General features: G+C 67.8%; 28 protein-coding genes and 1 pseudogene. 17 read left to right on the top strand and 12 right to left on the bottom strand.

The features are described 5' to 3' along the window. The first annotated feature begins 402 nt into the window (after nt 1-402). The 8 genes from ACWGIH_RS09895 to ACWGIH_RS09930 all read left to right on the top strand — a co-directional run bounded on the left by ACWGIH_RS09895 (nt 403) and on the right by ACWGIH_RS09930 (nt 5573). The gene (locus tag ACWGIH_RS09895; protein ID WP_453446834.1) at nt 403-1056 is read left to right on the top strand and encodes a GNAT family N-acetyltransferase; all 654 of its coding nucleotides are present in this window, start codon (nt 403-405) and stop codon (nt 1054-1056) included. A 206-nt stretch (nt 1057-1262) separates the two neighbouring features. After that, entirely contained in the window at nt 1263-2129 is an 867-nt protein-coding gene (locus ACWGIH_RS09900; protein WP_453446832.1) for a GNAT family N-acetyltransferase, read from the top strand. A gap of 633 nt (nt 2130-2762) precedes the next feature. Further along, the gene (locus ACWGIH_RS09905) at nt 2763-3245 is read left to right on the top strand and encodes a DUF4231 domain-containing protein (RefSeq protein WP_453446831.1); all 483 of its coding nucleotides are present in this window, start codon (nt 2763-2765) and stop codon (nt 3243-3245) included. A 351-nt stretch (nt 3246-3596) separates the two neighbouring features. After that, a complete protein-coding gene (locus tag ACWGIH_RS09910; protein ID WP_453446830.1) occupies nt 3597-4040 on the top strand; it encodes a hypothetical protein in 444 nt (147 codons plus the stop codon). Nucleotides 4041-4191: 151 nt separating this feature from the next. Then, nucleotides 4192-4812 (top strand): hypothetical protein, encoded by a 621-nt coding sequence (locus ACWGIH_RS09915; RefSeq protein WP_453446828.1) that lies wholly within the window; start codon nt 4192-4194, stop codon nt 4810-4812. Beyond that, nucleotides 4812-4982 carry a hypothetical protein gene (locus ACWGIH_RS09920; protein ID WP_453446826.1) on the top strand — a complete coding sequence of 57 codons (171 nt, stop codon included), beginning with the start codon at nt 4812-4814 and terminating at the stop codon, nt 4980-4982. The genes ACWGIH_RS09915 and ACWGIH_RS09920 overlap by 1 nt, the downstream gene beginning before the upstream one ends. A gap of 253 nt (nt 4983-5235) precedes the next feature. Further along, nucleotides 5236-5385, top strand: coding sequence for a hypothetical protein (locus ACWGIH_RS09925; RefSeq protein WP_453446824.1), 150 nt, complete (start codon nt 5236-5238; stop codon nt 5383-5385). 11 nt (nt 5386-5396) lie between these two features. Further along, entirely contained in the window at nt 5397-5573 is a 177-nt protein-coding gene (locus tag ACWGIH_RS09930; protein ID WP_453446822.1) for a hypothetical protein, read from the top strand. 160 nt (nt 5574-5733) lie between these two features. Here ACWGIH_RS09930 and ACWGIH_RS09935 read toward each other — a convergent pair whose 3' ends face one another. From ACWGIH_RS09935 to ACWGIH_RS09950, 4 genes and pseudogenes are all read right to left on the bottom strand, one after another. Then, the gene (locus ACWGIH_RS09935) at nt 5734-6078 is read right to left on the bottom strand and encodes a hypothetical protein (RefSeq protein WP_453446821.1); all 345 of its coding nucleotides are present in this window, start codon (nt 6076-6078) and stop codon (nt 5734-5736) included. A 672-nt stretch (nt 6079-6750) separates the two neighbouring features. Continuing rightward, nucleotides 6751-7026, bottom strand: a complete 276-nt coding sequence (locus tag ACWGIH_RS09940; protein WP_453446944.1) for a hypothetical protein — start codon at nt 7024-7026, stop codon at nt 6751-6753. 23 nt (nt 7027-7049) lie between these two features. Next, a pseudogene (locus ACWGIH_RS09945) lies at nt 7050-7370 on the bottom strand (TIGR03842 family LLM class F420-dependent oxidoreductase); the annotation flags it as partial. Between the two features lie 99 nt (nt 7371-7469). Then, on the bottom strand, nt 7470-8549 hold the full coding sequence (locus tag ACWGIH_RS09950; RefSeq protein WP_453446819.1) for a serine hydrolase domain-containing protein: 1080 nt from the start codon (nt 8547-8549) through the stop codon (nt 7470-7472). A 212-nt stretch (nt 8550-8761) separates the two neighbouring features. On the opposite strand from ACWGIH_RS09950, the gene ACWGIH_RS09955 reads away from it, so the two are divergent. Then, nucleotides 8762-9250, top strand: a complete 489-nt coding sequence (locus tag ACWGIH_RS09955; protein ID WP_453446817.1) for a hypothetical protein — start codon at nt 8762-8764, stop codon at nt 9248-9250. 463 nt (nt 9251-9713) lie between these two features. Here ACWGIH_RS09955 and ACWGIH_RS09960 read toward each other — a convergent pair whose 3' ends face one another. Continuing rightward, complete coding sequence (locus tag ACWGIH_RS09960; RefSeq protein ID WP_453446816.1) at nt 9714-10307, bottom strand: dihydrofolate reductase family protein; 594 nt, start codon at nt 10305-10307, stop codon at nt 9714-9716. Nucleotides 10308-10620: 313 nt separating this feature from the next. On the opposite strand from ACWGIH_RS09960, the gene ACWGIH_RS09965 reads away from it, so the two are divergent. Beyond that, nucleotides 10621-11205, top strand: coding sequence for a TetR/AcrR family transcriptional regulator (locus ACWGIH_RS09965; protein WP_453446814.1), 585 nt, complete (start codon nt 10621-10623; stop codon nt 11203-11205). A gap of 644 nt (nt 11206-11849) precedes the next feature. Continuing rightward, on the top strand, nt 11850-12230 hold the full coding sequence (locus ACWGIH_RS09970; protein WP_453446812.1) for a hypothetical protein: 381 nt from the start codon (nt 11850-11852) through the stop codon (nt 12228-12230). 262 nt (nt 12231-12492) lie between these two features. Here ACWGIH_RS09970 and ACWGIH_RS09975 read toward each other — a convergent pair whose 3' ends face one another. Continuing rightward, nucleotides 12493-12903: a VOC family protein gene (locus ACWGIH_RS09975; protein ID WP_453446811.1), complete on the bottom strand. Its 411-nt coding sequence runs from the start codon at nt 12901-12903 to the stop codon at nt 12493-12495. Nucleotides 12904-12994: 91 nt separating this feature from the next. Between ACWGIH_RS09975 and ACWGIH_RS09980 the strand changes: the two genes are divergently transcribed. Further along, nucleotides 12995-14002, top strand: a complete 1008-nt coding sequence (locus ACWGIH_RS09980) for a helix-turn-helix transcriptional regulator (RefSeq protein ID WP_453446810.1) — start codon at nt 12995-12997, stop codon at nt 14000-14002. A gap of 618 nt (nt 14003-14620) precedes the next feature. After that, nucleotides 14621-14812, top strand: a complete 192-nt coding sequence (locus ACWGIH_RS09985) for a DUF4236 domain-containing protein (RefSeq protein WP_365824663.1) — start codon at nt 14621-14623, stop codon at nt 14810-14812. 646 nt (nt 14813-15458) lie between these two features. Here the strand turns inward: ACWGIH_RS09985 and ACWGIH_RS09990 are convergent. Next, nucleotides 15459-16460, bottom strand: coding sequence for a helix-turn-helix domain-containing protein (locus ACWGIH_RS09990; RefSeq protein WP_453446808.1), 1002 nt, complete (start codon nt 16458-16460; stop codon nt 15459-15461). A gap of 124 nt (nt 16461-16584) precedes the next feature. On the opposite strand from ACWGIH_RS09990, the gene ACWGIH_RS09995 reads away from it, so the two are divergent. The 3 genes from ACWGIH_RS09995 (at nt 16585) to ACWGIH_RS10005 (ending at nt 18795) form a co-directional block, all read left to right on the top strand. Next, nucleotides 16585-16986, top strand: coding sequence for an MmcQ/YjbR family DNA-binding protein (locus tag ACWGIH_RS09995; RefSeq protein ID WP_453446935.1), 402 nt, complete (start codon nt 16585-16587; stop codon nt 16984-16986). After that, nucleotides 16983-17351, top strand: a complete 369-nt coding sequence (locus ACWGIH_RS10000) for an MmcQ/YjbR family DNA-binding protein (protein ID WP_453446806.1) — start codon at nt 16983-16985, stop codon at nt 17349-17351. The genes ACWGIH_RS09995 and ACWGIH_RS10000 overlap by 4 nt, the downstream gene beginning before the upstream one ends. 130 nt (nt 17352-17481) lie before the next feature. Beyond that, on the top strand, nt 17482-18795 hold the full coding sequence (locus ACWGIH_RS10005) for a replication-associated recombination protein A (protein WP_453446804.1): 1314 nt from the start codon (nt 17482-17484) through the stop codon (nt 18793-18795). 76 nt (nt 18796-18871) lie between these two features. Here ACWGIH_RS10005 and ACWGIH_RS10010 read toward each other — a convergent pair whose 3' ends face one another. The 4 genes from ACWGIH_RS10010 to ACWGIH_RS10025 form a co-directional block, all read right to left on the bottom strand. Continuing rightward, nucleotides 18872-19318, bottom strand: coding sequence for a hypothetical protein (locus ACWGIH_RS10010; protein ID WP_453446803.1), 447 nt, complete (start codon nt 19316-19318; stop codon nt 18872-18874). Nucleotides 19319-19754: 436 nt separating this feature from the next. Beyond that, on the bottom strand, nt 19755-20711 hold the full coding sequence (locus tag ACWGIH_RS10015; protein WP_453446801.1) for an MBL fold metallo-hydrolase: 957 nt from the start codon (nt 20709-20711) through the stop codon (nt 19755-19757). Nucleotides 20712-20761: 50 nt separating this feature from the next. Next, on the bottom strand, nt 20762-21727 hold the full coding sequence (locus ACWGIH_RS10020) for a D-2-hydroxyacid dehydrogenase family protein (protein WP_453446799.1): 966 nt from the start codon (nt 21725-21727) through the stop codon (nt 20762-20764). Beyond that, entirely contained in the window at nt 21720-23063 is a 1344-nt protein-coding gene (locus ACWGIH_RS10025) for an MFS transporter (RefSeq protein ID WP_453446797.1), read from the bottom strand. The genes ACWGIH_RS10020 and ACWGIH_RS10025 overlap by 8 nt, the downstream gene beginning before the upstream one ends. A 186-nt stretch (nt 23064-23249) precedes the next feature. On the opposite strand from ACWGIH_RS10025, the gene ACWGIH_RS10030 reads away from it, so the two are divergent. Continuing rightward, nucleotides 23250-23876, top strand: a complete 627-nt coding sequence (locus tag ACWGIH_RS10030) for a TetR/AcrR family transcriptional regulator (RefSeq protein ID WP_453446795.1) — start codon at nt 23250-23252, stop codon at nt 23874-23876. A gap of 284 nt (nt 23877-24160) precedes the next feature. On the opposite strand, the gene ACWGIH_RS10035 is transcribed toward ACWGIH_RS10030, so the two are convergent. Beyond that, entirely contained in the window at nt 24161-24400 is a 240-nt protein-coding gene (locus ACWGIH_RS10035; RefSeq protein ID WP_453446793.1) for a hypothetical protein, read from the bottom strand. Nucleotides 24401-24529 lie beyond the last annotated feature (129 nt).

Here is a 24529-nt window from a genome sequence, read left to right on the forward strand (position 1 = left end):
GAAGGATCAGGAGGACCAGACCGGTGACAAGCACGATCGACGCGAGATGACCGATCCAGCGGCTATGTGCGGAGTGCGCGCCGTCGTCACCGTGGCCTACTTCGAAGACTGAGCAGGCCCGTTACCGACGGGCCCGGACCTTAACCTCGTCCAGGAACGGGATGAAGTCAGGGCTGTCGGCCACCTGTCCCTACGTCGGGACGGAGGAGAGCGGGCGGCAGCGGATCTCGGAGGCGAGGTGGACCTTGCTGGTCAGGCTGCCGCGCGAGCATTCCAACCGGGCGGCCTTGAGGCGGGCCTGCCGTCTGCGCGCTGGTTCGTGGCGTCACCGGCTGCTACTTTTCGGCATGGCTCCCCCTGTAATGTTCAGTCGCGTTATGCACTCATTACGGAGGGATCCGCATGGACGCCGAAGTCGTACGTTCGTGGGTGGAGGGCTGGGTGGTCTCACGCGGTGCGGCGCCGCCGGTGTCCGAGCCCTGGGGCTTCACCGTCGACGTCGGACTGACCGGTCAGGTAACCCGGCACGTGCTGACGGATGCTGACGAGTCACTGGTCCGCAAACTGACGGAGACAATTACTGTCCCGGACACCTGGCTCAAGCTCTTCTTGCCGCCGCAGACGGTCGCCTCGTGGGCAGCGCCCGGCTGGCGCCTTGATGACGACGGTTTTTTGATGTCGGCACTGCTGCACACAAGCGCCGCAGTGGCCCCCGACGGCTACCGGGTGCGTAGTTGGGCGCGGGGCGGCGTCACGCGGGTGCTCGTCTTGACGGAGGATGGTGCGTTCGCCGCCCGTGGTCAGGTCGCGATGCCTGGTCCTGGGCGTACCGCTGTCTTCGACCAGGTCGAGACTTCGTCGGCCCATCGCCGCAAGGGACTTGGCAGTCTCGTGATGCGGACGCTTGAGAACGCCGCTGTTGCCACGGGCTCCTCGTCGGCTGTGCTGGCCGCGACGGTCGAGGGGCGGGCGCTTTACGAGTTCCTGGGGTGGCGCACCCACGGCCCGCTGACCAGTCTGGTCCGCGAGGATCCGCCGCAGCAGCTGGAGATATGAGCAGATTCCCGGGGCCCCAAAGGAAGTTCGGAATGCGGGCACTGGTGGCGACCTTTGGCGGGTGCAGCGAGGGGCAAGCCCAGGCGCTCAGGGCTCCAGATGTGTTCAGACAGGCACAGGTAGGGATCTTGCGCGTGTCCTGTCGATCTGGCTGGCTGAGTAAAAGCAGGTGCGGCCGGTCGCCGCAATGATGTGAGATGCGGGACATGACGATCGTTCTGAATGAGCCCGACGTCGATGGGTTGACCTGGGTCGTGGATGCCCTCCGCGCATGGCAGGACGACCGCACGCCCCTGCAACTCCATCCGGGAGACCTCGGCTGGGCCTGGGCGCTGGGTGCGGAGAGGCTGGCCGCGGCCGTCCGCACCTGGAGCGTGGACGGACGGATCATTGCCGTCGGATACCTGGACGGCCCTGATGTGCTGCGCCTGACGACCGCCCCGGACCTGCGACAGGACGGTGATCTGGCGGACCAGTTGCTGGCGGACCTCGCTGATCCGGAGCGCGGGGTCCTGCCGCCCGGGGAGGTCGGCCTCGAAGTCCCCAACGGCGCCCTGCTCCGCGAGGTCCTCCTGGAAGCGGGCTGGAGTCTGGACGAGCCGTGGACGCCGCTGTGCCACGACCTCGCCGCGCCGGTGAAGGACTCCGGCCTGCGGATCGAGGTAGCCGGCCCGGAGACGGCGGGGGTGCGGACCGCGGTGCACCGCTCGGCGTTCGGCAGCCCGGCGTTCACCGAGGAGATCTGGCACGTCCTTGCGGCCGGGCCGGTCTACGCCGACGCCCGCTGCCTGATCGGCTACGACGACCAGGACAACGCGGTGGCCGCAGCGACGGTCTGGTCGGCCGGGCCCGGCAAACCCGGCCTGCTGGAGCCGATGGGCGTGCACGCCGACCATCGCGGTCGCGGCTACGGGACGGCGATCAGCGCCGCCGCTGCGGCAGCGCTACGTGAACTGGGAGCATCAAGCGCACTCGTCACCACGCCGACCTCGAACGCTGCCGCCGTCGCCGCCTACCGGGCAGCTGGATACGAGCCGTCATCCGAGCGACTGGACCTCAGCCGAGCCGCCTGAAAATGATCAGGCGGTGGGGCGTCTGGCGTGGTTAAGGCGGACGCTGGGTCAGCAGCCCGTTCGGCGTTACTCGGATTCGCTGTCGATGCGGCGGGGAACTGCCGCAGCGATCGCACGGACGCGCCCCATAGTGATGCCGGTGTGAGCGCCCGGTGCTGCCTGCCCAGATGGTTGCGCCAACAGCTCCCCCAGCGCGGTTAGCGCACCGGCCGCCCGGTGATGAAGAACCGGCAAGGTGCCGCCTGGACCCTTGAGACCCAGCCGTGGGCGCGCGCCAAGGCGTTCAAGGAGGTCAGCGGCAGGCTCACCAAGTGGGCGGTCCACGTACCGGAACACGTCGAAAGCCTGCTGCGGGAAGTAGTCGGCCTCGCCGTCGCCGACAGCGGACGCCGTGTCGGGCTGGCAAGTCAGCGGCCCCCTACCGCGGCCACAAGACACCTGGTTGCGTTCAGGACGAAGAGGCCGGGGATCAAATTCAGCCCCTCCAACACAAAAGTACTAGGTCAGAGCCACCTAGACCACGCGATCACTCCCGTAGAAGGGGCAGTTAAGCGGCTACGCTAGGTGCGCTACGCCAGGGCAGCGGTCTGCCGGGGCGAACTTGCAAGGTGGCGAAAGAGCTTTGGGGGCGGAGTGCAGCCGGACGACGGACTTGGTGTTGGTCTCAGCCCAAGGGAAGCGGCCGCCCTCCTGCTGGACAAGATTCGTCAGGGCAGCGGCTACGCCCGCAGCAAGAAAAAGCGGTTCGGTCGAAGCGCCTCGGTCATCAAAGTGGCGACGCTTGTACTGTCCGCTTCATCCACCGTCATCCTGGGCCTACAAAATCTCAACGCGTGGGCTGGTCTGGCCTTGGCGTGCATGGCGTTGGTGACATTGCTAGGAGCCGTCGAGCCGTTCTTCAATTGGCGTTCCCGGTGGGTTCTGATGGAGGAAGCGCAGTACCAGTTCCAGCGGCTTGCCGATGACGTCGAGTACCTCGTGGCATCGACGGCCGCTAATGAGCTCACGTTCGATCAGCTGGACGAGATCTTCGGTCGGTACCAGGCGATCTGGGACGGCCTAAGTCGCACCTGGCTGGAGCGTCGCCGGGAACCCCCGCCATCGGCCAATGCCTAGCAGTGCCACACCCGTTCCTTTGTAGAGCGCGGTTCGGCCAAAGGCAGATTGGCTATGGGCGGCGGTGCTCAAATACGCCGAGGGCGCCGTCACTCTGACCTGCGGTGATGCCAATGCCAGCCGGAGTCGAAGAGCGCACCGTCGTCACACCACGGCTCGGTACAGGTCTGGCTATACACGGACCATGCCTCCAGGGGGCGCCAGGCAGCTCGCTCCAGCACGCCCGGCTCGGTGTTCGGCGGCCGAGGCTGAGCGTCCTGGATCTGATCGGTCTCGCGCCGGAATCTCTCGTCCTTGATCATGAGCCGGGAAGCATGGTGCGGTAGTGAGTTGAACGAGCGGAGTACCGGTATGGCGTTGGTACAACATGAGCAGTTCCCGGTCCGGGTCGAGCGGTTCTTGCTCTGGTTGCAGGAGGCCGACGAGGACGTGATCGACGACTGGCCCGATGGGGCGGAGGGGTTGGTGTCAGCGCAGCACGGGCGGGTGGACATCAAATCGGGAGGTCATACGCACACGGCCGTGTTCACTGTCGAGGTCTGGGACGCGCCGCCAGAGCCGGATCGCACCGTCTCCTGGGAGGCGACGGGGGAGGCTGAGCTGGAATCCGCGACGGGGCACCTGCAGTTCCATACGGCTGGCGGGCCGGACGAGAACGGGATCGACCTCGGCATCGCGAACCGGCGATGGCGGCTGCGCGCTCATGTGGTGGGACAGGAAGAGGTCGCGGCCCTGGCGGAGCAAGGCGTGCCCGATGGGATGGAGCGATTCCTGCTGCAGTGCTGGCCGGTGTGACGGTGGTTCCTGCGGGCGGCGCCCCGCCCACAGGACGTTCGCGGCCCCAACCGGACGCGGTCCTGTCGGACCAGCGAACCCCCGGGACCAGGGCGGAGAGCGCCGACGGCATGCTGGTTCCGGCTGCCTCTCTGATCGAAGGTGACGGTGTATGACGATCGACCGACAAGCCCAACCCCGCTCCGTATACCGCCTGCTGCCGAGCATGAGCGACTTCCAGCTCCTGAACCTCGACAACTCGGTGGTGGACGTCATGCGCTGGCAGCTCACTGGATCCACCGGCACCCACCCCACTGTCTTCACCGCTGATTGGGCAGGCGACGAGCGGTGGCCCAAAAGCGACTTTCCCAACGGGGACGCGAGCGTGCCGGTTCTCAGCCGCCGCCTCCTCGACGCTCTTCAAGCCGACCTCGCCTCGGCCGGCCGTCTCCTGCCGGTGCACATCAAGAGACCTCCAGACCCCTCGGCGGCCCAGGCGGACCGATTCGACGCGTACATGCTCTACCTCGTGGAGCGGGCAGTCGACTGCATCGACCCGGAGAGGTCGTCACCGCCCGATCAGCTCGGCCGTATCCAAAGGTCGGTGTTCCGGGCAGAAGCGGTGCCCGCGAAGTTCCCGGCGTTCCGGCCGACGCAGTTCCCCACTGCCGTCTGCTGGAACGGATGGATGGTCGACCGGCTGGCCGACCTGCTTGGGAACCAGCTTGAGGCCCGGCTTGTGTGGTCGGAAGACCCGGAGCTTTCCCCGCACCCACATCCGTGGGGCTTCTGATGCGCTGGTCTGACACGGGCCGAACGTCGTCGCGTTCTGCCGAAATCATGTCGGGCCGGGCCGAGGCGTACGTCGACCCCAGCCGCGAGGCATGCGTGCCCGGGCTGGTCAGCGACATGACCGATCTGCTCGATAGGTTCGAGGAGGTCTTCGAGGCAGGCAATCGCTGATGCTCCTGCGCGTCGAGTCGACGCCAGCTGGATCGAGGAATCCCGCCAGCAAATTCGAACAGGAGACGGGCCAGGAGACCGGCATCGATGACTGGAGCGCGCGCCTGCGAACTGCACGCGGGCAAACCCTCCCCCGTCGAGACACCGGTCCAGGCAGCCATCCTGCTGCAGATGTTCGTGACCATCCCGTCCCGCGGGCCCGTGAAAGCCACCGGCGGTGGTCTGCCCCAGCTTGTGACCGGGCTGCGTACCGATGCCCCGGCTGCACGACCTGCGGGCGATCGTCAGGGCGGTGTACCCGTTCTCGTCCGTGACGGTTGATGCGCAGGGCGCGGCGCTGGTCCTGCCGCAGGGCTTCTACATCGAGACGGCCGCCCGGCGACGCCGGCACCCCAGCTTGTGAGCCCATCGATCGTGCGTCTGTGGCGCTGGACGGGCGGGCTGCTGCTCGTCATCGCCTGCGTGTTGGTCACCATCGGCCCGATCACGTTGATGGTGACTCAGGTCGTCGTGTACGTGTGTACGTTGGGCCTCTTCGTGAGCGTGCTGGGCGCGCGGTGGATCGTGCCGCTCATGAACCGCCGCCGCTGAGCGTCACCTCCAGGGACTCGAGACTTTCGTTTATCAGTGAACTGGTCTGTTGCAGGACGGGGCGTGCCCCTCTCGCTCACGGGGGCGAACTCGTGCACACCCGCGCCACCAACGATGCCTCTCGGCCAGCCGCTCTGCCTGCGCCTTCCTGGGAGCTGCATCACGCTCGCGGCCCACGACTGAGCCGGTAGATGCCGTACGTAACGCCAAGGATGATGTCCACGGCCGCCCAGAGGCCGATGATGAGGCCAACGCCGATCGCGGTTCCCACATCTCCCGCATCCTGACAAAGCTTGAGCGCATCGCCGGCAAGGCCTTCACAGGAAGGGTCGTCGCTGGCGCTGTTCACGCCAACGATGATCCAGATCACGAACAGCGCCTGCACCACGAGGAAGATCCACAGGAAGACTTTGCGTGGCTTCTTACCCTTGCCGCCCGCGGCGGCGGGGACTGGGGCGCCGCCCTCAGGGCGTGGTCCCCACTGCGGGGACGGTGTGTCAGCCATCAGCCCGACCTCCTCGATGAGGCGAGGCAGTTTTCACTGTCGATACATGGTCAACACTACGCGCAATGGAGACATACAGCGCATCACATGCTGACGTCGAGAATGTCGTCCTTTTCGGGCAAGTGCTCAAGAGCGGCCGTGACGCCCGTCCTCAACGGCGCAGCCTGCACCGCCACTCGCGGCTTGACCGCATGAACTACGCAGTCGTCGACGCGCAGGAGGCACACGGGGAGCAAAGCGCGGCCCATCAAGCGCAACGGTCTCGAACTCTGGTCCGACGTAACCCCTTGTTCCCGTCCGCGCGGGCGGGCAGCACGGGACCACACTGGCGAGTGGAGTGGCGACGCGGTACACCCGCTTCTACGCATGAGCACGAGAGCCCATGATCAGCGTGCCCCGTCCATTCGAAAGGTGGCAGCACCCACAGTGTGGTGCGGTGACCCACTGGCGGAGGGAACGGCTTCAAATGCTTGTGGTCACGCCACCCAAGCACCGCCGACTGGAGAGGACGTGCGGGCCGACGTCGTGGCAGCCCTGAGAGGCCTGTCCGATCGTGACACCACTCAGAGGGCCTTACGTCCGTTTCTGCTAGAGCCCCCCTCACGCAACCCGGTAGGGGCTGCTAGCAGAAACGGGCTTTGTTCCCTCTCGGGCAAGAGACTCGGTCGCCGATCAGCGGTTCTGGGCGGGGATGTTGAACATCCAGCTGATCCCAAACTGGTCAACCAGCGAGCCCGCTTCGTCACCCCATACCTGCTTCTCCAGAGGCAGCGTGACGGTGCCACCAGCGGACAGCTTCCCGAAGCAGTCGCGAAGCCCCCGGCCGTCGCCGTCGAGGAAGATCGCGACATTGTTGCCGGGCCGATAGGGCGGGTGGCCGGGCCTGCCATCGGGATAGTCCCACGCCACCAGCGTGTAGCCCGCGGGAGTGTCCAGACGAGAGTGCATGATCTTGTCGGAGTTGTACGAGGGGCGGGGATAACCGTGTCGCCGTACCCGTCGATGACGCTTTCGCGGGCATCGTGCACCGCGTACAGCGCGAACTGATCGACTCCCAACTGCTTCAACTCCATGCGCTATGCGCTGTGTTGGTGCGCCGTACCGATGAGGCAGAAGCGGAAGCGGTCCACGATGCCGTCGGGGACGAAAGCCGGGTCGGGGTTGTCGGCGCGGCCGTGGTGGGAGTAGTCGCCGCCTCCCTCGCGGGCCTTGATGTACTCGGTGAGGGCCTCGGGGGCCAGGTCCGCGTGTTCGCCGTACTTCGTGACCACGTCGGACACGTGGTTGCCGAGCGTGCAGTCCTTCCGTCGGACCGGTTCTACTACCACTTGGCGGCCCCGCAGCCGCGGTGCGGGCCGGTGCTACCCGGCCCGCACCGACGGCCCGTGTCGTCAGGCGCCGCGTCGCAGCCGTTCGGCGATGCCATACGTGAGCTTCATCTGATCGTCCTCAAGGTTCCACTTCCCCTTCTGGTAGGCCTGATTGCTCACCCAGAACACCCAGGTCCCCTCCCGCCGGAACTCCGCGACCGTCGCCAGCGACCAGTCGTTGCCCCCGTCGTGCCAGGCGACCCGGCCGTCATCGGAGTCGACGACGACCCAGCCATACCCATAGGCGCCGTCCAGCTGCGGTACGCGTACCTGCGGGGCGAACAGCTTCCTTTTCGCGGTCGCGGACAGGACGCTGTCGTCGGTGAGGGCGCGGTGCCAGCGGAACATGTCCCGGGCCGTGGAGAGCATCCCGCCGTTGCCGCGCAGATTCCAGGACGGGCCGTCGGGCGCCCATGGATGGTCCATCGGCCGTCCTTGCGCGCGCCCGTGCCTGTCATACTCGACGGCGACCTGCTCGCGCTTCCACGTGGGCAGCACATAGCCGGTGCGGGTCATCCCGGCGGGCCGGAACAGGCTTTGGGCCAAGTAGCGTTCGTAGCTCAGGCCCGAGGCCTTCTCGACGATCGCGGCGAGCAGGCTGTAGCCGACATTCGAATAACGGAACTCCTTGCCGGGAGCCGACCGCAGCGGAGTCTTCAGCGCCTTTGCCAGCAACTGCGATCGCGACAGCGGGTCGTAGTCGTCGCCGAGCGTTTCGGGCAGCCCCGCCGTGTGTGTGAGGAGCTGGTGCAGCGTGATGGCCTGTTTGTTCTCGGGTACGGAGTCCAGGTGCGTACCGATCCGATCGCTTACCCGGAGCTTGCCGCTCATCTCCAGCTTCAGGATCGCGGCGGCGGTGAACTGCTTCGTTATCGACATGACGTCGATCACGGTGTCGCAGGTCGCGGGGGTCTTCGCCGCGCGGTCGGCGTATCCGCGGCCCGCACAGTGCTTGAGCTCGCCCCCTCGGGCGGCGGCCACGGTAATGCCCGCCCCTTGGGGCAGTACGCGGTCGAGGTAGCGGTCGATGTCCGGATCCGCCGGGTTCTGGCCGGCCTGGGCCTTTCCTGCCTTCCCTCCGCCGGACCTTGGTCCGGCCACGGTGTGAGCGTCTGAGCACCCGACGAGTGCGAGCACGAGTAACAGCACGAGGGAACCGAGGCGGCCCACGTATGCCTCCAAGACAACGACGACAGATGTGAGACCAAAACTGATCCCCGCTCGTGAGCTCGTTCAACAGATGTGCTGTTCGAGCTTGTGCGAGTCTGCCTGTACGCAGGTCAGTGACGCGCACCGGAACCGGAGGGACCCGCATGACGCCACCGCCCGTGCCGCCCCGCACCGTCGAAACGCCCGCATTCATGGCGGAGTTGCGCCGCCTCAAGGCCTGGTCGGGCCTCAGCTACCGGGAGCTGGAGCGCGCGGCTGCCGCGGCGGGTGAGGTGCTGCCGTATTCGACGGCAGCGACCATGCTGCGCCGGGACCGTCTGCCCCGTGAGACGGTTCTCGTCGCCTTTGTCGTCGCGTGCGGTCTCGACGCCGACGCCACCCGACGGTGGGTGGCCGCTCGCCGGGAGCTCGCGATGGGCGCACAGCCATCTGCCCCACCTCTCGCACCTGTCACCCCCCTCACGCCCGCTACACCTGCCGCAGAACCGACCGTGCGGCGACGCCGACCGCGCTTGCGGCTTGCGGTCGCCGGCGCGGCGACGGCCGTCGCAGCCCTCGTCGGCGCGGGCGCGGCGGCGCTCGGCACCACGACTGTGGAAGAGCAGGCGGAGGTGAGTATCCAGCAGCCCTGAGGAGAGCCGCTTCCGATTCGCGCATCGTCGGCTGCGAAGGACCGGAGTTTCGCGACGGCTTTCCCGAACAGCGGGACGTCCGTACGTCGCTGCGACAGCTGGAGGAGTTCGCCGACCCCTAGCGTCTCCCCCGGCCGTCTTCTCCCGGCCTCGCCCCGACCGAGCCGGTGGAGCCTTTCCCCGCCCGGCTATCGGTCGGAGGGCATCGAGGCCCGGCCACCACTCCATAAGACTCGCCGTCCACTGGGAACGACGCACCGAACACCACGACGCCTTCGTATCCCTGGCCTGCGGCCTAATCCCCACGTACGGACGGCCCGGGCTGGTAGGGAAGCCGCCGGAGCGTTCGAACAGCGCCTCGCTCAGTACAAGCTCGAGGCCGCCAGTGAGAGCAGGCATTCCGAGCCAGCCCGAAGCTCCTCGCCAGGACCGTGTTACGAGCTCTTCGGGTTCGCACGCGTACTCATTTCTTCGCGTATGTGAGGAAGATGGTCCCGCTTTCCATGATCTTGCTGTCGGCCAGGGTGAAGAACGTCGGGTCGAACGGCCTCTTCTGCCCGAACAGCGGTGTCCCCGAGCCGATCGCCATCGGCGCCAGTTTGACGACCAGTTGGTCGATCTCCGAGAAGAGCACCCCGGCCAGCTCTCCGCCCCCGCACAGCCAGATGTCCAGGCCGTCCTCTTGCTTGAGCTCGCGCACCGTGGCCACGGGGTCGCCGGCGACGAGCTCGACGCCCGGGTCGGGGGACTCGGTGAGGGAACGGGAGAAGACGAGGTGCCTCAAGTGTGGCCAGGCGTTGGTGATTCCGGCGTCCACACCGTTCTGATACGTCCTGCGACCCTCGATGACGGTGTCGAAGTGCGCACCATTCCCGGTGATCCCGAACGCGTCCCGCGCTGGGCCCGGCAGCGTCTCGGGGTAATGGGCGACGAGGTGTTCGACGTAGTCCTGCCCGATCGGCCAGAAGGCGTCCGGCCCCGAGGTGGGATCTGAGCCGTCGGGGCCCGAGATGTATCCGTCGAGGCTGACAGCGATGAAGTAGATGAGCTTTCGCATGGGGGGCTCCTCGTGGTCGGATCCGGGGCCGCAGCCTGCTTCGGCGCGGTGATTTTTGGTGAAGTGCGCGATGGGGTCTGTCATCTGGCCTTTCAGCGGCGGGTGCCCGGCTTGGGCAGCGGGCGGGGGCGGGGCAGTGAGCGGGGCTTGGCGGGCATCGGGAATCGGACGCTCGCCCGGGACTTCGGTTGGTTTCGCATCTCGCTCCTCTTGAGGCATCGTTTGGCACGTCAAGTGAGGTACTCTGAGTGCAGTGGTTAGAACGTAGTACTGCATGTGCAGTGGTGTCAACAGGCTTACGGAAGGACATGTCATGCGTCAGAACCCCGCACGACGCACCGCCCTGCTCGATGGTGCGGTCGAGGTCCTGGCCCGCGAGGGCTCGCGCGGCCTCACTCTGCGCGCCGTGGATACCCAGGCCGAGGTCCCCAAGGGCACCGCCACCAACTACTTCGCCAACCGGGCCGAGTTGCTGGCCCAGGTCATGACACGCATCCAGGAGCGCCTGACGCCCGAGGAAGCCCAACTCGCTGACACCATGAGCGAGAAGCCCTCCGTCGAACTGGTCGCCACCCTTCTCAAGCAGCTCCTCGGCCGCATGCGCGCGGACCGCAGCAGCTGGCTCGCCCTGATGGAGCTGCGCCTGGAGGCCACCCGCCGCCCCGAACTGCACGCCGAACTCACCCGGTTCTTCACCGCCCAGCTCGAGGCCAACATCAGCTTCCACCTGGACGGCGAGCTACCGGGCGACCGGACCGGCGTCATCCTGATGTATCTCGCCATGGTCGGTCTGATCGTGGACGACCTGACCGTGCCGGACCTGCTCGCGCCGCACTCCGTCGACAAACTGATCGACGAACTGGCACGGCGCCTCGTGGGCACAGGCGCGGATACCTGAGACCGGTCGCCCATCGGGGTAAAGCGCAGCAATGTCATGCTGCGGCGGCACATGGACCAAAGCGCCAACCGGTCCCGCGGCTATGGGCGTTGACGTCCGCATCTGGCCGCACCATCCACCGCCTCGGACCCGCGCCGGCCCTCCAACGATGCAAGCTGTCTCGCAAGGACGTCGCGCCGATCGTGAAGGGCACGCTGTCGCGACCCCCCGCCGACTCTGCGCGTATCCGGGCGGCCCCACGCCGAAGAACCCTCCGCCGGGTGAGGCCGTGGTCAGGGTGGCCGCAACAGTCTGAGAGCGGCCGTGCGTGATCCCCGAGAGCTCAGAGAGCCCGGGTCGACGCGATGTTCGCCGCCGTCGTCCAGCCGCTCGTTCGTCTCCTCATCGCCCCTGGTCGGCCAGAGATGACTTCACTGGTCGACCAGCCCATAACGGGGGACTCGTCCAAGCCGATTTCACCCGCACCACGCCACCTCAACCGCAGGTCGAAAGTGCCCCACTGGCGAGTACGGTTGCCGCCAAGTCGCCTCCAACCGCGAGAGTTTGACGGTGTGGAGGCACTGGCTTGATCTTGTCTCGGCCCCGATGACAGAGTGCTCTTGTAGGTTGCATCCCGCATGTTTTCGCAGACAGGAACGTTTGTCATGAGCGCTCTCGGGTTCGCCGGAAAGTCATCCGTCGCCCTCGCACTGGCCTGCGCGGCCACCTTGTTGATGCCGGCCACTCCGGCCGCCGCCTCGGATTGGGACCGAAACTGCTACAGCATCTCGGCCCCCTACAAGGGCATCAGCGAGATCATCGGCAAGGCCGGCAAGACCCGCGGCGGCTGCACGGACGCCACGATATCCCTGCAGCGTCACCGCTGGTACGGCTGGGAGGAGATGGACTGGGCCACGCTCGACAGCGGCACCAAGATGGCGTGGTGGAAGTGCACGGGTTCTGGCACCTACACCTACAAGACGGTCGTGGGCGTCGACTCCAACCTCGCCACCTACGAGAGCGCCGAACGTCGCTTGACCTGCTGACGGGGAGCCGCGGCGGATGCCGCGAGATGGCCGGCAGCGGTGCGAGTGACTACTGGGGTGTGGTGAGCCGCAGACCTTGAGATCCCCAACAGCGACGCCACCTGCCGCTGCGTGACTGGCGCCGCACTGCGGCGCCACCAGCAACACCCCTCGTGCAGGTCACAGGCGGGCACCCGCCCTTCACGTTCTGGGCCTCATCTTTCTTCGCCTCCGCCTGTGAGGCCCGTGAGGCCGACCTGTGAGGTGGGGGCGCAGAAAGTTGTCATGAGAGAAGAGATGTGCCGAACTTCTCGATGGCCGCTGGTGTGACCGGGGTGAAGAAGTTGACCAGGTTGCCGTCGGGATCGCGGAACAGGAGCGAGCGGTTGCCCCAGGGCAGTGTGGTGGGCTCGTTCACGAAGTCCTCCACGAAGCCGGTCAGGTTCTTGTGCACACCGTCCACGTCGTCCACGAGAAATTCGAGGATGACGCTGTGGTTGTCGGCCGGGCGGGCGGAGCCGGGCGCGAACAGCGGAACCGTACGGGTGCTGCCAATGGCGAGGGTGGCCGAGGCGACCCTGAGTTCGGCGAAGTCCTCGTTGGCCCAGTCGGCGGCCACGCCGGTGGCGCGCTCGTAGAAGTCGACGAGGCGGGCGACGTCGCTCGTGATGATGCGGACAGAGACGAAGTTCATCGGTTTTCTCCTGGTCGATCCGTGCTTCTGACCTGAGACTATGACCGATACCGGGCGAAACCCGCCCGGTATTGCCGGGAGACTTCCGCCCATGCCTCGTCCCATCGCCCGCGTACTCACCCTCCTTGAGCTCCTGCAGTCGGGCGGCATCAGGACCGCGTCCGAACTCGCCGACCGGCTCGACGTCGACGAACGCACGGTGCGGCACTATGTCAGCCACCTCGTCGACCTCGACGTACCCGTCGAAGCGGTCCGTGGCCGTTACGGCGGCTACCGGCTCTCCCCTGGCCACCGCATGCCTCCGCTGATGCTCGGCGACGACGAGGCGCTGGCCGTGCTGCTCGGCCTGGTCGCGGGCCGGCGCACCGGCCTGACGGCCGCCACCGGTACGGCGGGTGAGACGGCGACGGCCAAGATCCGCCGAGTACTGCCCGAGCGGCTGCGGCTCGGACTCGACGCCGTGCTCGCCTCCCTTGCCTTTACCGCTCAGCCCGGCGAGACGGTCGCCCCGGACTCGGAGGTCCTGCTGCCGGTCGCCGACGCGGTGAACCACCACCGGGCGGTCTCGATCAGGTACACCGACACGAGCGGCCGACTCAGCGAACGCACGCTGCACCCTTATGGGCTCGTCGTCCACTCCGGCAAGTGGTACGTGACGGGGGCGGACCTTTCGACCGGCGGCCAGGACCGCACGTTTCGCCTGGACCGCGTCACCGACGTACGGACCCTGCCGGGTTCGTTCGAGCCGCCCGCTGGACTCGACCCCGCCGAGCGCGTCCTGACAGGGCTCGCCACGGCTCCCTACCAGCATGCGGTGACCTTGCGCGTCCACGGCACGACCGAGCACATTCACACCCGGCTTCCGCCGAGCGTCGCGCTCGTGGAGGAAATGCCGGCCCGGGAGGCCCCGGACAGCACGGGCCCGCCGGATGAGCCGTGGTCCCGCGTGGAGATGCGCGTGGACCGGCTCGACTGGCTGCCTGCCGTACTGGCCTCGCTGGACCGGCCTTTCGTCATCGAGCGTCCGGACGAGCTCCGCGACCTCGTCGAAGCCTTCGCCGAACGGCTCGTGCGCTCCGCCCGGTCCGAGCCCTCCTAGCGACCCGAGTCCTCGAGGTGTCACAGCGGAAAGGGGCGGTCTTCCGGGTGCCCCAGGCATCGAAGAGGCGCGGGGCGCGGCCACGTATGCGTTCCACGTCCGGGTCGACCGCAGTTCGGCCGGATTCGGCACGGAGATGATGTCCAGGGTGTCGGCGGCGAGTTCGGCGAGCGCGAACCGGCGAGCACGCCTGCGCCACCTGGAACAGGTCCATGGACCACACGACCGACGTGCACCCCATGCGCACCCGCAGGGCCGTCACGGACATACGAGGCGCTCTGCGCCGCTTCCCGCCCGCGGCATCCGCTCGGTCCGGGCGCCGAACTCGACGAACTCGACGAACGCGCCACTTCGTTCCTGGCCGACGGCTAGCGTTCCGCCCGCTTCGACCCGCCGCACAGGACGGCGCGGCGGCCGCGAGGAGGGGTGGTGTGTCTGGGTTTCGTCATGCGGGTGCGCTTCGCCGGTCTCTCCCCCAGCAGCCACCTCCTCCCAACTGGCCCCTGCGAGCGGGGGGTTACCCCGAGTGATCAGCTGAGCGCATGGGGCACCGGGACCACCACGTACGTGAGAGACGGCCCTGTCCGGGTACTCGGAGACGGACATTAGGAGGACTCCATGCCGCTCACCTTCCGTAAGAGCTTCCGGATACTTCCCGGCGTACGACTGAACATCAACAAGCGCTCGTGGTCCCTCACCACAGGCGGCCACCACGGCCCCCGCCGCACCCACAGCAGCACCGGTCGGCGCACCACGTCGATGGACCTGCCGGGCCCGTTCGGCTGGCGCCGCACAACGAAGCGACGATAGGAGGACAGCAGGAGTGCGGCCTTGCGGCCTTGAGACGGCTCCAGGCCCGCCCGGAGAGATTTGATCCCGCTACGCGCTGCGCCCCGTTGCGGTCGCCCACGCCAAGTGCTCGGCTGGAATACACCAGCCGAGCGCTCACCGGTAGTTCGTTGAATCCGGCGGTAGAGGTCAATCGGTAGAAGTCAATGCCGTGTCAGAGTCCGAGACCGGCCGGGCGCGGCGGCCGAGCCCTCGGCGCGCGTGCTCGCGGCCCTGGCCCTCACGGTTCGTCAGCGTCGGTGATCCCCATGGCTACCTGGACGGGTTCGCGGACGAGGTGAGCTACTTCGCGACCCGATCCTCGAGTACGTCGTCGTCGGCACGGAGAAGACCGTCGCGTGGCTGTCGTCCACCTACTCCAACCCGAACATCGTGCGCAGCGAGTATCTCGACCCGCAGGTGCACGTCGGTGACAGCGGATGACTTCGCCGTCATGGGCTACAACTGAAAGACCTACGCGCTCGACGAGGACGGCAACGAGAAGCTGCTGCGCGCCTGGAACGCCACGCACGGGTACCTTCTCGTCGGCGCCCGGTGGCGCATCGTGCACTCCAATTGGGCCTTCTCCCAGACCTTGACGGAGAAGGTCGCCTCCTGAGCAGGAGGATCAAAGTCCCAGCCCGTCCGCCCTGTCGGCGTCACGCTCACCGGCCAAGATCTGCATACGGCTACCTTCTCCGGCCGCGAACGCGGCCGGCGTGAGACCGGTGTGTCCACGAAAGAAGCGGCCGAAGTTGGCGGGATCGGTGAAGCCGAGATGGGCGGCCACAGACCGCGCATCCCACCCGGTGCCTGCCAGCAGGCGCCGGGCTTCGAGCAGCCGCCGCTCGTCGATCAGTTCACGCGCTCCCCTGCCGGTGGCACCCCGGGCCGCGCGGCTGAGGGTACGGACCGAGCAACCGAGCAACTCGGCGTAATCCGCGACCTGGTGCAGGTCTCGGAAGTGCAGCTCCAAGGCGTCGACGAACCGTCCATAGGTGTCACCCCGACCCGTGTCGGCCATCGCACCAGCGGGGGCGATGTCCGGGGAATTGGCCAGGCGCAGCAAAAGCGATTCGAGCAGGCTGCGCCGCAGGGCGTGGTGGACCTCGAGTCGGCGGCGCCCCAACGCACGGTGTTCGTCCAGGAGTTGGCGCGCCGTCTGCTGGAGCCAGGTGCCGTCATCGGGGTGCGGGGACAGTACGGCCGGGGCTTCGTGCGCGGTGAGCGGGGCCAGCAGGCGGGCGATGTCAGGGGTCAGCACGCCCGGCTCGAACAGGATGAACGGGCCGCGGGCGCTGCCGGGCGGATGCCAGCACTGCGTGTGCCCGGGACGCACCCACAGCCACTGGCCGGGGCAGACGGTCCGGGTTACGTGGTCGACGTCGTGGAGCAGCTCACCCTCACTGACCGCGATCAGGTAGTGGAACGTGGCGCGGCCCGGTCGGGGCGGGCTCCACGGCCAGTCGTCATGGTGGGCGAAGAAGTCCTCGACGGTGCTCACCTCGAGCCCGTACGGAGTGCCGACCGGCGGCTGGAAACGGAACAGCGGAACTTCGGCCGGTCCGGGCTGCCCACTCTGCCCGGGGTGTCGCTTGCTGAGGCACTTGCTGTGTCGCTTGCTGACCATCACGTGTCCGCAGCCTACCGTCCGTTTTGCCAGCTTCGGGGGAACGATAGAAGGTGCCGCCGCGAACGCGCGGCACGCCCTGCGAAGCGGCAGTCCCGTCACCACACCCGAGGAAGGCACCCTGATGAACGGTTTGGCCCTGCATACGCTCGCCGCTGACTGCGCGGAGGAACTTCCTGGAGCCGGCCTGGAGCACCCCTTTGGTGATGAGTGGGAGGTCTTCAAGGTGCGCGGCAAGGTGTTCATGCTGATGACCGAGATTCCCGGGCGTCCCGTCGTGATCCTCAAGGCGGACCCCGGCGAGGCACATGCTCTGCAACAGCAGAACAGCCACATCACCCCCGGCTACCACATGAACAAGAAGCACTGGATCACAGTGGAGGGCGGGGAAGACATCGACAAGACGCTCGTCAGGGAACTCGTCACTGACTCATACCGGCTCGTCGTCGCCCGTCTGCCTACGGCCGACCAGCCAGTCGACCCGCACGTCTACGGCACCAGCATGCGGGCGGAGGCGGTCCGGTGAGCGCGGCCGGCGATCGACTTCAGGACACTGCCCGCCAGGCGGCGCTCGCTCTTGCCGGTGTCAGCCATGGACGGCCTTTCACTCCCGCACTCGACGTCTACAAGGTGGCGGGCAAGGTGTTCCTGATCGTCACCGACGACCCGGACGAGCAGATCATCACGATCAAGTGCGAACCCGAACACGCCCACGCGCTGGAGCGGGGCTACCCCACCATCGCACCGGGCCGCTACCTCGACAAACGGCATTGGATCTCGGTCGGTCCGGGCTCCGGCATCACCAAGCAGCTGATCACGGACGCGGTCGAGCACTCCTACGACTTGATCGTCGAAAAGATGCCACGACGGGACCGCCCCGCAGCGCGATGAGCGCCACGAGCTTCCCCGCGAGCGGCTGAACCCTCACATGTCAGTGTCCCGTGTCAAGCTCGAACCGCTCCGGCGTGCCCACTCACAACTCGAACTGTCCTGGCGTGCCCACCCACAACCCGAGAGACCGATGGAACCGAACGAACCGACCCTGCCGCTCTTCGACCAAGAGCCCGCCCGGCCTCTCGCCGATCGCCTGCGCCCCACACGGCTGGAAGACGTCGTCGGGCAAGATCACCTCCTGGCCCCGGATGCCCCGCTGGGCCGCATGGTCGCCCAGCAGCGCCTCGGCTCCGCCGTTCTGTGGGGCCCGCCCGGGGTCGGAAAGACCACCATCGCCCGACTCCTCGCGGACGGCAGCAACCTGGCTTTCGAACCGGTCTCGGCGACCTTCTCCGGCGTCGCCGAACTGCGCAAGGTCTTCGCCGCCGCCCGCAGCCGACGCAGCATCGGCCAAGGCACCCTGCTGTTCGTCGACGAGATCCACCGCTTCAACCGCGCCCAGCAGGACAGCTTCCTGCCCTACGTCGAGGACGGCACGATCACTCTGATCGGCGCCACCACGGAGAACCCGAGCTTCGAACTCAACGGTGCCCTGCTCTCCCGTACCCAGGTCTTCGTCCTCAAGCGCCTCGACGAAGTCGCGCTGTCCGCATTGCTGGACCGCGCCGAACACCTCATCGGCCACCGGTTGCCACTCGACGATGACGCGCGCGGCGCTCTGATCGCCATGGCCGACGGCGACGGCCGCTACCTGCTCAACATGGCCGAACAGCTCCTTGTCCTGCCCAAGACAGGAACACCCCTGGACACCGCGGCGCTCGCCCACCACATCCAGCAGCGCGCCCCGCTCTACGACAAGGCGCAGGAGGGGCACTACAACCTGATCTCCGCGCTCCACAAGGCGATGCGCGGCTCCGACCCGGACGCGGCCCTGTACTGGCTGGCCCGCATGCTCGACGGCGGCGAAGATCCGCTGTTCGTGGCCCGTCGCCTGGTCCGCTTCGCGAACGAGGACATCGGCGTCGCCGACCCGCATGCCGTCCAGCAGGCCCTTGCTGCCTGGGACGTCTACGAGCGACTCGGTTCCCCCGAGGGCGAGTTGGCCATCGCCCAGGCCGTGGTCTACCTCTCCACTGCCCCCAAATCAATCGCCGTCTACCGCGGCTTCAACGCGGCACACCGCGCCGCCCGCCGCACCGGCTCGCTCATGCCGCCCGCCCACATCCTCAACGCCCCGACCCGGCTGATGAAGGACCTCGGCTACGGCAAGGACTACCAGTACGACCCGGACACCGCCGACGGCTTCTCCGGCGCCGACTACTTCCCCGAGCGCATGGACCGCGAGACGTACTACCAGCCCACCCGCAGCGGCTACGAAGCCCAGATCGCCGAGCGACTGCGTCAGTGGGCCGCTCTGCGCGCCCGCAGGCAAGGCGACTGACACGACAGGTGTCGTGTTCAGAGGGCGAGGATGTCGGCGGTGTGCTCGGTCTCGCCGGTCCGGCTCACCGCCGTGATCAGCTCTCGACAGGTACGGACGCCGCGTGGATCGACACGGCGGTGAGGTAGAGCCCCTCGCCACTGAGCTTGAGCGTGGGGGGCAGGTTGCCACCGAGGGCATCGGAAACCTCGGCGGCCGGGTAGCCGAACAGGTCGACGCCGCAAAGGACAACGGGGCAGGCGCAGGATCCAGTGAGCGTGAAGGGGTCGCGGGTGAGACGAATGGCGGCCAGACCAGAGGCGTCCTGATGCCGACCGAGACGGTCCGTGGTGTCGCCGTACACCTCGAGCGTCAGGCCCTGATAGTGCGCGCTGAAAGCCCAACGGGCGCCACAGACCCACCCCTCGCGAACGTCCGCGACAGTGGCGACAGCCCACTGGGCGGCGCGCTCGTCCATGCCGAAGCGCAGGGTTCCAGCACAGCTGGGCAGCCGCAAACCCACGTCGGGGAGCAACTCGAACATGCGCAGACAATCCCAATAAACGGCTGTGCGCCGCAAGCCGGAACCACGGGCCACCTACTGCCGACTCCCCCACAGTCGGTTATCGATCTAGCAGATCAGGCGGCATACGCGAGCCAGTCCAGTCAGGCCCTCGGCGGCTCGGAGCGACGAGCCGCCTCACGGATCAACAGCCCGAAGCCGGAGCGGGCGCTTACGAAGCCTGCAGGGCCCAGGACCCAGCTCAGCAGGTCAGTAACACAAAGGTGCCCAGGGTTAACATCCAGGCTGTCGAGACAACCGAGTTGGTCGCCCCGAACTCACGCGGATACGTCACCGACAACCTGCTGGGCTGGCTGCGTGCTGCTCGCCGTCACCGGGGCCTGGAGATTGACGCGACCGCTGCCGACGCCGACTCGTCCTGGATCCCTGCGGCGGCGAACATGACGGTGAACGCCGTCTACGCGGTGGTGGTGTCGCGGCTGGCGGACCGCCGGTCCCTGGACGGGCACCTATCCGTCTCGTCGTCCCACGGGCGCCAGCGGCCGGTGTCGTCGACGGTGCCGAGTTGCTGGTCGGCGAAGTGCACGCCGAAGCCGAAGACGCCGTCCTGGGCCAGGAATTCCACGAGTCGGCGGCGTGATTGCTCGGCCTGGGTGCGGTCGTGATCGAGGACGACCTCCCAGTCGGGGTGCTGGACCTGGACGGGTGAGTGCATGGCGTCGCCGAAGGCCACGACCCGGCGGCCGTCGCCGGTCTCGAGGATGTAGGCCGTGTGCCCGGTGGTGTGTCCGGGCAGCGCCCAGGCCCGTACTCCCTCAGCGATCTCCGTTCCGTCGGCGACGGCTGTGGTCCGTGTCTCCTGTCCGGCGAGCCGTGGACCGAAGGCGGGGTCCAGGCCCTGCAGTTCGCCCTGTCCGACGACCCAGCGCGCGTGGGGGAACAGGCCGCGCGGGTCGTCGACGGCATCCGGCCGGGCCCATCCCGTGTGGTCGTCGTGCAGGTGGGTGAAGGCGACTGTCTCCAGCGTGGCCGGGTCGACGCCCAGACGTTCCAGGTGATCGGGGAGGGTCTGTACGTGCTCGAAGCCGTGCTGGAAGTGTTCCGGGTCCTCGCCCGTGATACGGCCGTGGCCGGCGTCGAGGAGCAGGCGCTTCCCTCCGCGCTCGACGAGCAGCGCGCCGCATCCCATGGCCAGGTGGCCCGCGTTCGTCATATGGGGTCCGTGGGCTGTCCAGTCCTTGTCGGCGGAGGCGGGGTAGACCCGGGTGGGGATCATGTGGACGCCGGCGTCGGGGACGTAGGTGAGGGTGAGGTCACCCAGGGTCCGCGTCCACAGGTGCGGCAGGCGACTTCCTGAGTCGTCGGCGGGTTCTTGCTGCGGGCGGGCGGTGGTGGTCTGCTCGCTGGTGGTCATGGTGAGTCCTATTCCTCGTTCGTGTGTGGGAGTGGCGGGGCGTGGTCCGCTCATGGGGTGAGTACGCGGACCGGCTTGTCGGCGGCGTAGGCGAGGATGTCGGCGAGCGCGTCGCGGTAGAAGGTTTCGTAGGCGCCGGCGGTGACGTAGCCCAGGTGTGGGGTGAGGACGGTGCGCGGAGCGCCGCGCCACGGCGAATCGATGGGCAGCGGCTCGGTGTAGTGCACGTCCAGGGCGGCCCCGCCCAAGGTTCCGGCGTACAGCGCGGCCAGCAGCGCCCGCTCATCGACGACGGGTGCACGGGAGGTGTTGATCAGCAGCGCGTCCGGTCGCATCAGGGCGAGTTCGTCGGTACCGATGAGGCCGGTGGTACGTGGGGAGAGCCGGACGTGGAGCGTCACCACGTCCGAAGTGGTCAGCAGTTCCCGTTTGCTGACAGGAATGACGCCCAATGCTTCGGCATGCCCGGGGTCGAGATGGCTGCTCCAAGCGACGACGTCCATGCCGAAGGCGACTCCTACCTGGGCCACCTGACTCCCCACGCCGCCGAGACCGATCACGCCCAGGCGGGCACCGTGGAGGTCGCGCCCCACAGTTGTCTGCCAGGCGCCTTCGCGCAGGTTGCGGTCCTCGGCGGGGAATGAGCGGGTCAGGGCGTGCAGGAGTCCCCAAGTCAGTTCGGCTGTGGAGGTCAGTCCCGCGGCGCGGGTGCCGGACACCACGATTCCCAGCTGTGCGGCCGCGGCCGTGTCGATGGCCGCGTTGGCCGGCCCCGTGGTCACCAGCAGGCGCAGGTTCGGCAGCCTGCCGAGCACCTCGGCAGGGAATGGGGTGCGCTCGCGCATGGCTATGACCACGTCGAACGTCTCCAGTGCGGCGATCACCTCCTCCGTGCTGCCCAAGTGCTCGGAGAAATAGGTGAGATGAGTGTCCTCGGGCAGGGAATCCCAGTCGGCGTACCGGTGCGCCGCGTGCTGATAGTCGTCCAGAATCGCCACTCGGCGGATCTCAGGCATCAGCGGTCTCCTGTGCTTGTGCGTGTACGAGGGTGCGGGCCGGGCCTGCGGGAGAAGTGCGGGCCACCTGAACGTCGGCGTGGAGGTTCTCGTCCGCCGACGGGTCGGCGAGCGGTTCCGCGGGGCTCGGGCGGAGCAGTTCCAGGGACCAGATCGCCAGGCCGATCAGCGCGATCCCGGCTCCGAGCGCGGAGACCCCTGCCCAGCCCACGAGCGGATACAGCGCGGCCGTCAGCGCGGAGGAGACGGTGCTGCCGGCGAAGGCGGAGACCATGAGGGCGGTGGTGACCCGGCTGCGGGCGTGCGGGATGCGGCGGTACAGGACGCTCTGGTGGCTGATCAGCAGTGCCTGCTGTCCCAGGTTGAGCGCCACGATGCCGATCATCAGCGCGCCAAGGCCGAGTGGACCGCCGTGACCGGCGAAGACGAGCACGCCCCAACTGCCCGTCAGCACGATCAGCCCGCCGGTGGTCACCCGGCGGGCGTGCCCCCGGTCCGCGAGGCGGCCCGCCACCGACGCGGCGGCGGCCCCGACGACCCCGACCAGACCGAACAGGCCGATGACCGCCGGACCGTACCCATAGGCGGGGCCGGCCAGCAGGAATGACGAGGCGGTCCACAAAACGGTGAAGGCGCCCATGCTGACCGCGGCCAGGGCCATACGCCTGCGCAGCAGCGACTCGGTGCGCACCAGCGTCACCACCGAGCTCAGCAGCCGGGGGTAAGGCGTCTTCACCGTCGGCGGCACGAGAGGCAGCACCAGGCGCAGAGTGATCGCGAGCACCACCATGACGCATGCGGCGAAGACGAACACCAGCCGCCAGTCGCCGAATTCGGCCAGCGCCCCGGCAATCGTCCGCGCGAGCATGATGCCGATGAGCAGGCCGCTCATGACCGTTCCCACCACCGCGCCACGTTCGTGGTCGGCGGCCAGCGAGGCTGCCATCGGCACCACGATCTGTGCCACGGCGGAGGTCACCCCGACCAGCGCGACCGCGGCGTACAGCGCACCCAGCGAGGGCGCGGCCGCCGCACCGAGGAGAGCGACAGCGCTCAGGGCGAGCAGCCCGCTCACCAGCCGACGTCGCTCCAGCACGTCGCCCAACGGCACCAGCAGTGCGAGTGAAAGCGCGTAGCCGATCTGCGAGGCGGTGACGATCAGGCCTCCGGCCCCCTCGGAGACCCCCAGTGCCTCGGAGACGACGGGCAGCAGCGGTTGCGCGTAGTAGATGTTCGCGACCGCCGCGCCGCATGTCACCGCCAGCAACAGCACCATCGCGCGGCTCAGCGGGGCACGGGCCGCGATGCTGCCCTTCTCGAATTCTGGATCGTTCATGCCGGAATACTTGCCCCGGCCCGGCGTGCCAGTCAAGCAATTATGGATTGAATGATCTGTAAGTGATCAGGGTCACTGCGCACCCCCAACGTTCGGGCGCTTCGACGCTTGGCGTTTTGTGGAGCGGTTGGTCCAATATGGGAGGTGGGACACGGGGAAGCGCTCCCCGTGCCGAGACGCTCGTCCATGACGCTGATGCAGGAGGTCCATATGCCACCGGCCGGCCGGCCCCGCGCCTTCGACATGGAGGGCGTACTGGAAGCCGCGATGCTGCTGTTCTGGGAGCAGGGTTACGAAGCGACCTCGCTGGCACAACTGCGAGCCGCCACCGGGCTGTCCTCCGCGAGCCTGTACGGCGCCTTCGGCTCGAAGGAAGGGCTGTTCAAGCAGGCCGTCGAGCACTACATGAAGGGCCCCGGCGACGCCACCGGCGTCATCGAGGACGAGTCAATCAGCCCGCGAGAGGCGGTGGCCGCCCTGCTGCACGGCTCGATCGACATGCAGGCCGACTCGTCCCACCCCGTCGGCTGTCTCATCGCCCTCTCCGGCACGATGCGGGCGCCGGGAGAGGAGCACGCGGGCGTACGCGCGGCCGTCGCGGCCCGCCGTGAAGCGGACCGGGTACGCATCCGGGCATGCGTGGAACGGGGCATCGCCGCGGGCGAACTCGACGCCGATGCCGACATCGACGGCGTGACCGCCATGATCCACAGCTTTCTCCTCGGCCTCTCCACGCAGCTGCGCGACGGGGTGGCGGCGGCGACTCTGCACACCGCGGTCGACGTAGTACTGCTCAACTGGCGTCGCTCATAGATCAATGGCCGACATCGGTTCAGGGGCCGTCGAAGCGAAAGGCAGCAAACCGCCCCCGCAGCGACAATCGCGACCTGAACAGCGGCGCGAGACCTACGAGGTTGACCGCGCGCAAGGTGACGCCTTACTGCGCCCTCCTCCCCGGGGGCCTCAGTGCGCCCACTGCCCGGATGGTCCACACTGCCCGCCGCGGGCACCGTCGTACTGGCAGTCCTGGTCGCCCGGCTCACCGTCGCCCGGCTCACCCCTCGGACCGCCTCTGCGCCCGGGATGCCCGCGCACGCTCAATCGAACGAGTCATCATCGTCGGCTTCCCACATGTAGAAGTAGCTGTCGTCCTCGTGCTTCCACTCAGGCCAGAGATTGCGGGTGGCCTCAACCCTGGCACTCCGTACGGGCAGTTCCTCGTCCCGGAGAAATGCGCCGAGGCAGGCGATGGCGTCGGCACACAGTTCGATGATGGCGACCCGCCCTTCGCTCCCTGTCCGCCTGTCGTCGGGCGGGGACAGAGGCATGTAGAACATGTCTTCCCTGACACGGGTACGTAGCGTCGGGCGCAGGAACGCACCGCGCGCGCCGAGCAACAGCGGGCGCGCGGCTGCGGCCGCCGAGGCCGCACTGGCGATGAAGGACCTGACTGCGCTTCACCCAGG

The organism is Streptomyces sp. NPDC054872 (assembly GCF_053610705.1).